Origin of the sequence: Paracoccus sp. UBA5162 (genome assembly GCF_002413585.1) — a bacterium.
In the GTDB taxonomy this organism is placed as follows: Bacteria; Pseudomonadota; Alphaproteobacteria; order Rhodobacterales; family Rhodobacteraceae; genus Paracoccus.
This window is the reverse complement of sequence record NZ_DHXG01000082.1, coordinates 19398-31043: the sequence shown is the minus strand read 5'-3', so window position 1 is coordinate 31043 and position 11646 is coordinate 19398. Positions and strand designations below refer to the sequence as shown.

Annotated in this window: 10 protein-coding genes; 1 reads left to right on the top strand and 9 read right to left on the bottom strand. The window is 64.7% G+C overall.

The window, feature by feature from the left end:
• The 8 genes from B4A72_RS13845 to B4A72_RS13810 all read right to left on the bottom strand — a co-directional run.
• The coding region (locus B4A72_RS13845; protein WP_292978863.1) for an STAS/SEC14 domain-containing protein at positions 1–331 on the bottom strand (331 nt) is incomplete at its 3' end.
• 34 nt (positions 332–365) lie between these two features.
• Positions 366–2744 (bottom strand): ATP-dependent helicase, encoded by a 2379-nt coding sequence (locus B4A72_RS13840; RefSeq protein ID WP_292978861.1) that lies wholly within the window; start codon positions 2742–2744, stop codon positions 366–368.
• A gap of 131 nt (positions 2745–2875) precedes the next feature.
• On the bottom strand, positions 2876–3838 hold the full coding sequence (gene folE2 / locus B4A72_RS13835; RefSeq protein ID WP_292953396.1) for a GTP cyclohydrolase FolE2: 963 nt from the start codon (positions 3836–3838) through the stop codon (positions 2876–2878).
• Between the two features lie 104 nt (positions 3839–3942).
• Entirely contained in the window at positions 3943–5121 is a 1179-nt protein-coding gene (gene metZ, locus B4A72_RS13830) for an O-succinylhomoserine sulfhydrylase (RefSeq protein ID WP_292953399.1), read from the bottom strand.
• A 348-nt stretch (positions 5122–5469) separates the two neighbouring features.
• The gene (locus B4A72_RS13825) at positions 5470–6795 is read right to left on the bottom strand and encodes a sigma-54-dependent transcriptional regulator (RefSeq protein ID WP_292953402.1); all 1326 of its coding nucleotides are present in this window, start codon (positions 6793–6795) and stop codon (positions 5470–5472) included.
• Between the two features lie 22 nt (positions 6796–6817).
• Positions 6818–8611 (bottom strand): sensor histidine kinase, encoded by a 1794-nt coding sequence (locus B4A72_RS13820; RefSeq protein ID WP_414692138.1) that lies wholly within the window; start codon positions 8609–8611, stop codon positions 6818–6820.
• Positions 8612–8674: 63 nt separating this feature from the next.
• Positions 8675–9343, bottom strand: coding sequence for a phosphoribosylformylglycinamidine synthase subunit PurQ (gene purQ, locus B4A72_RS13815; protein ID WP_292953405.1), 669 nt, complete (start codon positions 9341–9343; stop codon positions 8675–8677).
• Between the two features lie 98 nt (positions 9344–9441).
• Positions 9442–9672, bottom strand: coding sequence for a DUF2061 domain-containing protein (locus B4A72_RS13810; RefSeq protein ID WP_292953408.1), 231 nt, complete (start codon positions 9670–9672; stop codon positions 9442–9444).
• 108 nt (positions 9673–9780) lie between these two features.
• On the opposite strand from B4A72_RS13810, the gene B4A72_RS13805 reads away from it, so the two are divergent.
• A complete protein-coding gene (locus tag B4A72_RS13805; RefSeq protein WP_292953411.1) occupies positions 9781–10650 on the top strand; it encodes a helix-turn-helix domain-containing protein in 870 nt (289 codons plus the stop codon).
• Between the two features lie 69 nt (positions 10651–10719).
• Here the strand turns inward: B4A72_RS13805 and B4A72_RS13800 are convergent.
• On the bottom strand, positions 10720–11646 hold a 927-nt coding region (locus B4A72_RS13800), incomplete at its 5' end, for an NADP-dependent isocitrate dehydrogenase (RefSeq protein WP_292978859.1).

Genomic DNA, 11646 nt, shown 5'->3' with positions numbered 1-11646 from the left:
CTTGGCTGACATCGAAATGGCGCACCCGCGCCCGCACGAAAATGTCGGCGATATTGGGCAGCATCGACAGGCCCATGGTGTCGGTGACAAGCGCCACCCGAGGCAGGACGGCGGCATGTTTGCGCACCACGTCGAAATGCGCCCGCAGAGCCGACAGGCCCTGCCATTGCGGCAGGCCGTTCAGCCGCACGACAAGTCCCGGCATCCGGTCGTTTTCGTTTGCGTAATCGTCGATGGCGCGTCCCAGAGCCTCGAAATCCGAGGCCGGGATCGCACCTTCGGGTCTGGCGGTGACGACATTGCGGCCGGTATCCACGTCGATGTTCAGCATCTTGCGTCCTTCCCTTCGGGGCCGCCCAGCCTTGCTAGAACGGCACGTCCTGTTCGCCCTCGGCGGGCTGCACATAGGCGGCCTTGATATTCCTGAAGCCCGCCGCGAATTGCACCGTCAGCGTATCCTCGGCGATTCCCATGATCCGGCCCTCGCCGAATTTCGCGTGTTGCACCGTATCGCCAACGCTGAACCGCGCCGCCGGTTCGGCGTCGATGGTGACGGGCATCCGATGCACGGGCGGCTTGCGGTCGGCCGCCCGCGCCTGCATCCGCTTCCATCCCGGAGAATTGTAGACGTCGGCGCGGGCCGCGCGGTCATGCATCTCGGTGCCGGCATTGGCCCCGGCAAAGGCCATCGCGGCGCCGTAGCCGCCGCCATAAAGTCCCGGCGGAGTCAGAACCTCGACGTGATCCTCGGGCAGTTCATCGACGAAACGCGAGGGCATCGAGGATTGCCATTGCCCGTAAAGCCGCCGGTTGCCCGCGAAGCTGATCGTGGCCAGCCGCTCGGCGCGGGTGATGCCGACATAGGCCAGCCGCCGTTCCTCCTCCAGCCCCTTGGTGCCCTGCTCGTCCATGGCGCGCTGGTTCGGGAACAGCCCGTCCTCCCATCCCGGCAGAAAGACCAGCGGAAATTCCAGACCTTTCGCGGCGTGCAGGGTCATGATGCTGACTTCTTCGCCAGCCTCGCCGTCGTCGCGATCCATGACCAGTGCGACATGCTCCAGGAATCCCTGAAAATTGTCGAATTCCTCCAGCGCCTTGACCAGTTCCTTCAGGTTGTCCAGCCGCTGCGGCGCATCGGGCGTCTTCTCGTTCTGCCACATCGCGGTATAGCCGGATTCGTCCAGAAGCCGCTCGGCCAGTTCGACATGGCTTGCGGCGCTGTCGATGGCGTCGGCGTGCCAGCGGCCGATGCCGCCCACGAAATCGCGCAGATTGGCCAGCCCCTTGCCGCCCAGCTGCTTTTCCTCGACCACGATCCGCGCGCCTTCCAGCAGGCTGACACCGCTGCGGCGCGCGACCGCCTGGATGGTCTGCACCGCCTTGTCGCCAAGCCCGCGCTTGGGCGTATTGACGATCCGCTCGAAGGCCAGATCGTCCTCGGGGCTGACCACCAGGCGGAAATAGGCCATGGCGTCGCGAATCTCCTGCCGCTCGTAGAAGCGGGGGCCGCCGATCACCCGGTATGGCAGGCCGATCGTCATGAAACGGTCCTCGAAGGCGCGCATCTGGTGAGACGCGCGCACGAGGATCGCGATGTCGTTCAAACCGACGCGGCCGAACGCGGCGCGATGTCCGCCTTGAAAAGCCTCGATCTCCTCGCCGATCCAGCGCGCTTCGGCCTCGCTGTCCCAATGCCCGATCAGGCGCACCTTCTCGCCGTCCTCGGCATCGGTCCACAGGGTCTTGCCCAGCCGCCCGGCATTGGCCGTGATCAGCCCCGAGGCGGCCGCCAGAATCTGCGGCGTGGACCGGTAATTCTGTTCCAGCCGGATCACCCGGGCGCCGGGGAAATCGGCCTCGAAGCGCAGGATATTGCCCACCTCGGCCCCGCGCCAGCCATAGATCGACTGATCGTCATCGCCCACGCAGCAGATGTTGCGATGCCCCTGCGCCAGCAGCCGCAGCCACAGATATTGCGCGACGTTGGTGTCCTGATACTCGTCCACAAGGATATGGCGGAACCGGTCCTGCCAGCCTTTCAGCACGTCGGGATGGGCCTGGAACAGCGTCACGCAATGCATCAGCAGATCACCGAAATCGACAGCGTTCAGCGTCAGCAGCCGGTCCTGATAGGCCTGGTACAGCCGCCCGCCCCAGCCGTCGAAGGCCGCCGCCTCGCCGCGCGGCAATTGCGCGGGGGTCAGGCAGCGGTTCTTCCAGCCATCGACCAGCCCGGCCAGCTGCCGCGCCGGCCAGCGTTTCTCGTCCAGATTTTCGGCCTGGATCAACTGCTTCATCAGTCGGATCTGGTCTTCCGTGTCCAGGATCGTGAAGCTGGGCTTCAGATGCAACTCGCCATTGCCGACCAGTTCGGCATGGCGGCGCAGGATCTTGACGCTGATGCTGTGAAAGGTGCCCAGCCAAGGCATTCCCTCGACCACCTCGCCCAGCAGGCGGCCGATCCGCTCCTTCATCTCGCGCGCCGCCTTGTTGGTGAAGGTCACTGCCAGGATCTGTCCCGGCCGGGCCTTGCCCGACATCAGCAGATGCGCGATTCGCGTGGTCAGGGCCCGCGTCTTGCCGGTTCCCGCCCCCGCCAGCATCAGGACGGGTCCGTCCAACGCCTCGACGGCGGTACGCTGCGCCGGGTTCAGACCGTCCAGATAGGGCGCGGGCCGCGCGGCCATCGCCCGCTGTGACAGCGGGACCCCATCGAAATCGTCGGAATCGTCCAGAAGTTGCATCAGGTCAACATAGGGCCGGCGCTGGCACAAGGAAAGCCTTGTTCACCTTGCGTTCCTGAATTTGTCTTGGTGACAATATCCCGCAGGGGGTCCGGGGGACGCGAAGTCCCCGGCCGTCGCGGGACGCAAGCCTAAGCCCGCATTCCCGCGAAGGTCATCGGATCCAGAGAGGATTGGGCGAAGGTCGACCCCTCGACCAGCAGGCTGACCGCATCGTGGGAATGCAGCGATTCCTGATGGCTGGCGACGACCCGGAAATCGCCGATCTGCGGATTGTCCAGCAATCCCTTGGCAAAGGCCCGCACCGCGTCCTCGACGAATATCGGGTTCGCGGCGTTCAGTTCGGCGAAAGCCTGTTCGTCCTCGCGCTTGACCATGACCTGCGTCTCGGTCGGCACGGCGCGGCGACACATGTCGACCATATCCTCGAACCAGACCTTTTCCGGCCCCGTCATCACCGCTGATATCCGCGCGATCGAGCGTTGCGAATGCGGCGTCGCCAGCCTTCCACGCGCCTCGCGCGCATGTTCCGACAATTCCAGCGAACAGGGGCAGGTCGAGGAATAGACATAATCGAAATGCATGATCCGCAGACGCTGACCCCGATGTTCGGCCACTTCCAGGGCGATGTCGTAATACTGCCAGCCGGACAGGCCCGAACGCAGCGAATCGACCCGGATCGGGTAGGAGCAGCGCATCAGGATCCGTGCGTCGAAGGCGTCCAGATCGGTCTTGTAGTCGTCCAGCGCCGCCTCCAGCACCCTGAGGCTGAACAGGTGGCCGGAATGGGCGTAGAAGGACCGCATGATCCGGGACATGTTGATGCCCTTGCGGTCGGCCTCCAGCGAAACGGTGCCGGTCACGCTGGTTTCCAGCACGATCTCGCCGCCGTCGCGGGTCTGATAGGTGATCGGCAGCCGGAAATTCGAGATGCCGACATGCTGGATCGGCGCCCGCGCGCCCACGATCAGGCTGGCCGGGCCGTTCTGAAGATCGGGCATTCCCTGCCTGTAATCGGCATCGGCGCGGAATTCGGCGTCATAGTCACGGCTCAGCGCCGGATAGGCCGGGATCATCGGACGGGCTTCGGTCATGCAGGACATTCCCCTTGAGCAGCCCCGGAAATATGGGGCCGGGCGGTGCCATTCTAAAGGTCCGGATGCGACAAATCAGCCCCGGAACCGGCAACGGCGCGGAATCACCCCTCCAGGGCCTGGACCAGATCCGCGATCAGATCCTGCGGATCCTCCAGCCCGACCGACAGGCGCAGCAAACCGGACGTGATGCCCAGATGCGCACGGGCCTCGTCCGAAAGGCGCTGATGGGTGGTCGTCGCCGGATGGGTGACGATGGATTTCGCATCGCCCAGATTGTTCGAGATCTTCACGATCCGCAGGCGGTTCAGCGCCGCGAAGGCGGCGTCCTTGCCGCCGGCCAGCTCGATCGCGATCATCGTCCCGCCGGATCCCATCTGCGCCATGGCCAGATCATGCTGCGGATGATCGGCAAGGCCCGGATAGATGACCCGTGACAGGGCCGGGTGGCCTTGCAGAGCGCCGGCGATGGTCCCGGCCGCCTCGGCCTGCGCGCGCACGCGCAGGTCCATCGTGGTCAGGCCGTTCAGCATCAGCCAGCTGTGGAACGGGCTGATCGCGCCGCCGGTATGCTTCAGATAGGGCTCGGCCGTTCCCCTGATGAAATCGCGCGTGCCGCAGATCACCCCGGCCAGGGCACGTCCGCCGCCGTCGATATGTTTGGTCGCGGAATAGACCACGATATCGGCGCCCAGTTCGACCGCGCGCGAAAAGACCGGGGTGGCGAAAACATTGTCCACCACGACCTGCGCGCCCGCCGCGTGAGCCAGGTCGGCCACAGCGGCGAGGTCGATCACCTCAAGCCCCGGATTCGAGACCGATTCGAAGAAGACGGCCCTGGTGCCCGGCCGGATCGCGGTTTTCCATTGCTCCAGGTCGGTGCCGTCCACGTAGCTGACCTCGATCCCGAACCTGCGCAGCAGGTCCAGCACGTAAAGGCAGGATCCGAACAGCGCGCGGGCGGCGACCACGTGATCGCCCGGCACGCACAACGAAAACATCGCGCCGTTGACCGCCGCCATGCCGCTGGCCGTGGCAAAGGCATCCTCGGTCCCTTCCAGCGCGGCGATCCGGTCCTCGAACATGCGGCTGGTCGGATTGCCGTAGCGGGCATAGATGAATTCGTCAGGGCCGGATTCGACAAAGCGACCCGCGGCCTGTTCGGCGCTGTCATAGACGAAACCCTGCGTCAGAAAGATCGCCTCGGCCATTTCGCCATACTGGCTGCGGCGGGTGCCGTGATGAACGGCCCTGGTGCGGGGGCGAAACGCGTCCTGGCTCATGATCGTGCTGCCTTTCGATGTCCTCGACGGGGTTAAACCCGCGCGCGGACGATCGCAAGACAAAGGCCCACCAGAGAGCCCGTGCACCCGACAGTTGACCATAAGGACAAGTTGTTCTCCCACCGGATTTGCTGCATTTGCTCAATCACCGTCCGGCGGGTTTGCGGATGGTAGCGTGGGACCGGTTGGTGTTGTCCGTCCCCTTCGGCCCTGTCGGCCGGATCGGGGGAGGATCGTTTGACGAGTATGGTTCGCGCGTCCCTGCAAGATGTGTTTGTGACCCGTGTGCTGTTACCAGCAGGGGAAGGGGAGCTCCGGGGGCGAAGACCGCCCCCGGTTCAAATCCGCCTACAGGTAATCCCCGCGCTGCAAGCCGTATTTGGCCATCTTCTCGTTCAGCGTCCGGCGCGGCAGGCACAATTCGTCCATCACCCCGGCGATGCTGCCCTTGTGGCGGCGCATGGTATTGTCGATCAGCATCTTCTCGAAACTTTCGACATATTCCTTCAGCGGCTTGCCCTCGGTCGTGGTCGCCTGCTGCGTATCCTCGCCATCGGCCATCAGCAGCGAGGCGATGGATCCCGACCCGCGCCGGTTCTGCAGCACCGCCCGTTCGGCCACGTTGATCAGCTGGCGGATATTCCCGGGCCACGGCGCCTGCAGCAATTGCGCGGCTTCCTGGGCGCTGACCTGCGGCGGCTCGCAGCCGTATTCCTCGCTGAACTGTTCGGTCATGCGGGTAAAAAGCTGCAAGATGTCCTCGCCGCGCGCGCGCAGCGGCGGCAGCGCGATCTTCAGCGCCGACAGGCGATAGAACAGGTCGGGACGTAACGAATCCTCGGCCTTGCGGCCCTCGCCTCGGGCGTTCGAGATGGCGATGATGCGGGTCTCGGCCGGCGTTCCCTGTTCGCTGATGAATGCCAGCAGGCGGGCTTGCAACCCTTCGGACAGCGCCTCGACATCCTCGAGGCACAGGGTGCCGCCGCGCGCTTCCTCGACCGCCGGCAGGCCGTCCTCCATCGGACCGAACAGCCGCGCGGCCAACGCCTCGTCGTTATAGGCGGCGCAGGAGACGGGAACGAATTTCTTCGTTGCGCGCGGACCCACCGCGTGCAGGGCATGGGCGACCAGCGTCTTGCCGGTTCCGGTCTCGCCGTCGATCAGGACGTGCCCATCCGCCTGCCCCAGATCCAGGATATCCTCGCGCAGGCGTTCCATGACCGGGCTGGATCCGATCAGCTTGGACATGACCTGCTGGCCCTCCGACAGGTCGCGGCGCAGGGCGCGGTTGTCCAGCGTCATCCGCCGCGCCTGAGTGGCCTTCTTGGCCAGCTGCGTCATCTTGTCGGGATTGAACGGCTTTTCCATGAAGTCCATGGCGCCCAACCGCATCGCCTCGACCGCCATCGGCACATCGCCGTGGCCGGTGATCAGGATCACGGGCAGCGCCGAGTCCAGCCCCATCAGCCGCTTCAGGAACGCGATCCCGTCCATGCCGGGCATGCGGATATCGGACACGACAACGCCCGGCCAGTCCGCCCCGATGACCTTCAGGGCATCTTCGGCACTGGCATAGGTTTCGGTGTCGAATCCCGACAGGACCAGCCACTGGCTGATCGATTCCCGCATGTCGGGTTCGTCGTCAACAATCGCAATCTTCAGCTTGCGGGACATCGGGCATCCTCTCTCTTTGTTCTTATTCGGCGGCCATCGCCTCGCGCGATCGTCCGGGCCGGTGCAGGGGCAACTCGACCTGAAAGACGGCGCCGCCCCCGGTTTCGTTATGTGCGGTCAGGCGCCCCCCGAAATCCGCCACGATGGTAGAGGAAATCGCAAGGCCCAATCCGGTTCCTTCACCGGGCTTCTTCGTCGTCCAGAACGGTTCGAACAGCTTTTCCAGGTCGGAAACACCCGGTCCGTTGTCACGCACGGACACATAGGCGTGAGAGCCGCTCTCGACCGAGATGTCGATCTGCGCCTCGCGGCGGTCCCTGACCGCATCGATCGCGTTCCGCAGCAGGTTGATGATGACCTGTTCCAGCCGGATACGGTCGGCCAGCACCATCACGCGGCCGCGCGGCAGGTTGCGATTGACGCGGATCGTGCGCGCGCGAAGCTGAGGTTCCATCATCGTCAGCGCACTGCTGACCGCGGCGCGCAGATCGACCGGCTCGACCGCCTCGCCGCCCTTGCGGGCGTAGGATTTCAGCTGCCGGGTGATCGCGCCCATCCGCTCGATCAGATCGTCGATGCGCTGGAAGCTGGACAATGCCTCTTCGCCGCGGCCGCGTTGCAGCAGCAGCCGCGCGCCGGCCAGATAGGTCTTCATCGCGGCCAGCGGCTGGTTCAGTTCGTGGCTGACACCGGCCGACATCTCGCCCAGAGCCGCCAGTTTCGAACTTTGCTGGACCGTCTGCTCGGCCACCCGCAGCTCTTTCTGAACCCGTTCGCGTTCCGCGATCTCTCGGGTCAGGCGCAGGTTCAGGGCCCGCAGATCGGCCGATTCGCGCATATAGGCGGCCGATTGCCGCCGCGCCCGACGCGACAGGACGTAGAAGGTGCCCGCCAGCAGGATCGCAAAACCCATGATTTCCAGCGCGAGGACGGCGTTCACACGCTCGCGGATCGAAACATAGGTGGTGAAGCTGACCATCCGCCAGCCCCGGAACGGGATCCGCGATTCGTTGCGCATCACGGCGCGGCCCTGAAGATAGGCGTCGGCGGGGGGGCTGGTCCAGTCGGCCGTGACCTGGAATGCCCGCTGGATCGCTGACGGCGCCGATCGCACCGCCAGCGCCTCGGGCATGGTCAGCCCGCGCCAGCGCGGCTCGGTCGCCAGGATGATCGTGCCTTCGCTGTCGGTCACCGCAACGGCGTCCGAGATCCCCGCCCAGGACCGTTCCAGCCGGGTCAGATCCGCGCCCACCACGATCACGCCCAGCGTCTTGCCATCGGCCACCACCGCGCGCGAATAGGTGAATTCGAAGGCACCGGACCCCTGATTCGAGACCGTGAAGACCGTGTCGCGCGAGCGCAGCGCCTCGACATAATAAGGTGCCAGTGCGTTGTTGCTGCCAAGCTGATAGCGGTCGGTCGAGCCGACCGTGCGCCCGGAAGCGTCCAGAAGCCGGATCGAGGCCGCGCCGATTTCCTTCTGCGCCTCGATCAGCCGTGCCGAGGTCATCGAGAATTCGTTGCCCTGCAGCGACTGGATCAGCGTGGGGTCGCGCGCCAGCAGCAGCGGAACCACCTGATTGCGCTGCAATTCCGACATCAGATTGCCGGTATACAACGCCAGCCGCAATTCCGATCGGACACGGGTATTTTCGGAAAACCGCTCGGTCAGCCAGGTGTTGGTTGTCCAGATGGAAGCCAGCGCCGTCAGGAAGATCAGCGCGATGGCCAGGCGCAGCCACCACGGATTGGCGGGCTGGGGCCGGCCCGCGCGCGCGCCTTCGTCCAAGGCGCCGCTGTCCTGATCCTCGGTCACGGGTTCATCCGGCGAAAATCCTGTAATCGTCGCAATCTAGGCCCAGAAGGACGATCGCTCAAGTCAGGCGTGAACCAGATGGTCCACCAGCGACCGGAACAGCACCGCGCCATCGGTGCCGCCCAGATCGGGATCGGCGGCGCGTTCGGGATGTGGCATCAGCCCCAGAACGCGGCGGTTTTCCGACAGGATCCCCGCAATATCGGCGATCGAACCATTGATGCCCGGCGCATAGGTGAATGCGATCCGGTCCTGGTCGCGCAGTTCGGCCAGCCCGTTGTCGGTGATCTGATAATTGCCGTCGTGATGGGCCACGGGAATGGTGATCTGCTGTCCGGCGGCATAGCCGGCTGTGAAGGCGCTGGCGGTCGTGGCCACGTTCAGCCGCGCCGGATTGCACAGAAAGGTCAGCCCCCGATTGCGCATCAACGCGCCAGGAAGAAGCCCGAGTTCGGTCAGCACCTGAAAGCCGTTGCAGATGCCCAGCACGAAGCCACCCCTTCGGGCGTGGTCGCGAAGCGGCGCGGCGATGGGCGAATGCGCGGCGATGGCTCCGCAGCGCAGGTAGTCGCCATAGGAAAACCCACCCGGCACGCCGACCAGATCGGTGCCTTCGGGCAACGAATCGTCCTTGTGCCAGACCCGTTCCACGCGGGCCCCGGCGCGTTCCAGTGCGATGGCCAGATCGCGGTCGCAATTGGATCCGGGAAAGGTGATGATCGCGGCTTTCATGACGGGCTCCGGAGGGCGGGACGAGACGGGAATGTCCTTGCTGCGCAGGCGATAGCGGATTTCGTCGCCGTTGGAAAGCGGGCCGCTGTCCGCGCCCGCTATGCGCGGCGGGCGGCGGTGGCTGGCCGCGCGGCCCTGCCCCAGCCGATGCGCTGCCACAGACGTTCGTAGCCCGTGTAGAGAACGATTCCCAACGCCGCGTTGATCAGAGCGATAGACCCGCCGGCGCTGGCCGAACCGGTCACCAAAAGGCCCACCACCGTCATCACGACCAGCCCCAGCATCTGCCAGAGAACGGCCTTGGTCAGGGATCGGCGACGGGTTTCCATGTCCTGCTCCTTCTGTTCGGGATTGCGACAGGGCTATCATCCGGCCGACCCGCACAGAATTCCGAACATTGTTAGCATAAAGGCGCAAAGCGTGATAATTGTCACCACATGAAGAATCTTGTGGACAGGCGCGATCTTGCGCGGCAATTGCGGCGCAGGCTTTCGCGGATCATGGCAGAGACCGGCGAAACGCAGTCAGGTCTGGCCCGTGCGATCGGCGTGGATCGGTCGACCGTGTCGCAATTTCTTGCGGATGAGGGCGGGCGGATGCCCGGCGCGCATCTGGTTGCCTCGGCCGCGCGGCATTTCGGGATCAGCACGGACTGGCTGCTGGGTCTCAGCGAACATCAGCAGATGGCAACCGATCTGGTCGATGCCTCGTTGCAGGTGACGGCGGCCACGCGGGCGCTGATCGACGATCAGCTTTACCAATGGCATCAGCAGGCCGCGGGCTACAAGATCCGCCACGTGCCCACTGGCCTTCCCGACATGCTGAAAACCCATGAAATGCTGCGATGGGAATATGCCCGACACCGGACCCGCAGCACGGAACAGGCGATCGAGGCAAGCGAAAGGCGGCTGGACTGGATGCGGCAGACCGCATCGGACCTGGAGATCGCCATGCCGCGGCAAGAACTCGAGGCGCTGGCGCGGGGCGAAGGCTATTACGACGATCTGCCCGGCGCCCTGCGCGATGCCCAGCTTGACCATGTGCATGAGGTGACCGAACAGCTCTATCCCTCGCTGCGGGTCTGTCTTTTCGATGCGCGGGAATTGTTCTCGGCGCCGCTGACGGTGTTCGGGCCGCTGATGGCCGCCATCTACATCGGTCAGAATTACCTGGTTTTCCGGGACAGCGACCGGGTCCGCATCCTGACGACGCATTTCGACCAGCTCGTGCGTCACGCAGAAACAGGCGCGCGCGACCTGCCCGCTTTGCTGACGGGCCTGCGCGAAGCGAAAGGCCGCGCGGAATAATCCGCGCGGCCTTGCGAAGTCGGCACCCCCGCGCCCGGAACGATCGGCGGGATCAGATGGCGCGTGCGGTCAGGCGAGCGCCTTGTTCAGGTATTCATCCACCTTTTCCAGATAGCCCATCGTGGTCAACCATTCCTGATCCGGCCCGACCAGCAGCGCCAGATCCTTGGTCATGAATCCATCCTCGACCGTCTGCACGGTGACCTTCTCCAGCGTCGTGGCGAAGTTCAGCAATGCATCATTGCCGTCCAGCTTGGCACGGTGCTTCAACCCGCCCGTCCAGGCAAAGATCGATGCGATCGAGTTGGTCGAGGTCGCCTTGCCCTGCTGGTGCTGACGGTAATGTCGCGTGACGGTGCCGTGGGCGGCCTCGGATTCGACGATCTTGCCGTCGGGCGTCATCAGCACGCTGGTCATCAGCCCCAGGCTGCCAAATCCCTGCGCAACCGTGTCCGACTGCACGTCACCGTCGTAATTCTTGCAGGCCCAGACATAGCCGCCCGACCACTTCATCGCGCTGGCCACCATGTCGTCGATCAGCCGGTGTTCGTAGGTGATGCCGGCCTTCTTGAAGCGATCTTCGAATTCCTCCTCATAGACCTTCTGGAACAGATCCTTGAAGCGACCGTCATAGGCTTTCAGGATCGTGTTCTTGGTCGACAGATAAACCGGCAAGCCGCGGTTCAGACCGTAGTTCATGCTGGCGCGGGCGAAGTCGAGGATCGAATCGTCGAGGTTGTACATCGCCATCGCGACGCCGGAACCGGGCGACTGGAACACCTCGTGCTCGATCGTCTCGCCGTCGTCGCCGACGAACTTGATGGTCAGCTTGCCCTTGCCGGGAAAGCGGAAATCGGTGGCGCGATACTGGTCGCCGAAGGCGTGGCGACCGACGATGATCGGCTGGGTCCAGCCCGGTACAAGCCGCGGCACATTCTTGCAGATGATCGGTTCGCGAAAGATCACGCCGCCCAGGATGTTGCGGATCGTGCCGTT

Coding starts and splice junctions, on each gene's coding strand:
- B4A72_RS13805 (WP_292953411.1), top strand. CDS start 9,781: ATGAAGAATCTTGTGGACAGGCGCGATCTTGCGCGGCAATTGCGGCGC.
- B4A72_RS13810 (WP_292953408.1), bottom strand. CDS start 9,672: ATGGAAACCCGTCGCCGATCCCTGACCAAGGCCGTTCTCTGGCAGATG.
- metZ (WP_292953399.1), bottom strand. CDS start 5,121: ATGAGCCAGGACGCGTTTCGCCCCCGCACCAGGGCCGTTCATCACGGC.
- B4A72_RS13825 (WP_292953402.1), bottom strand. CDS start 6,795: ATGTCCCGCAAGCTGAAGATTGCGATTGTTGACGACGAACCCGACATG.
- folE2 (WP_292953396.1), bottom strand. CDS start 3,838: ATGACCGAAGCCCGTCCGATGATCCCGGCCTATCCGGCGCTGAGCCGT.
- purQ (WP_292953405.1), bottom strand. CDS start 9,343: ATGAAAGCCGCGATCATCACCTTTCCCGGATCCAATTGCGACCGCGAT.
- B4A72_RS13840 (WP_292978861.1), bottom strand. CDS start 2,744: ATGCAACTTCTGGACGATTCCGACGATTTCGATGGGGTCCCGCTGTCA.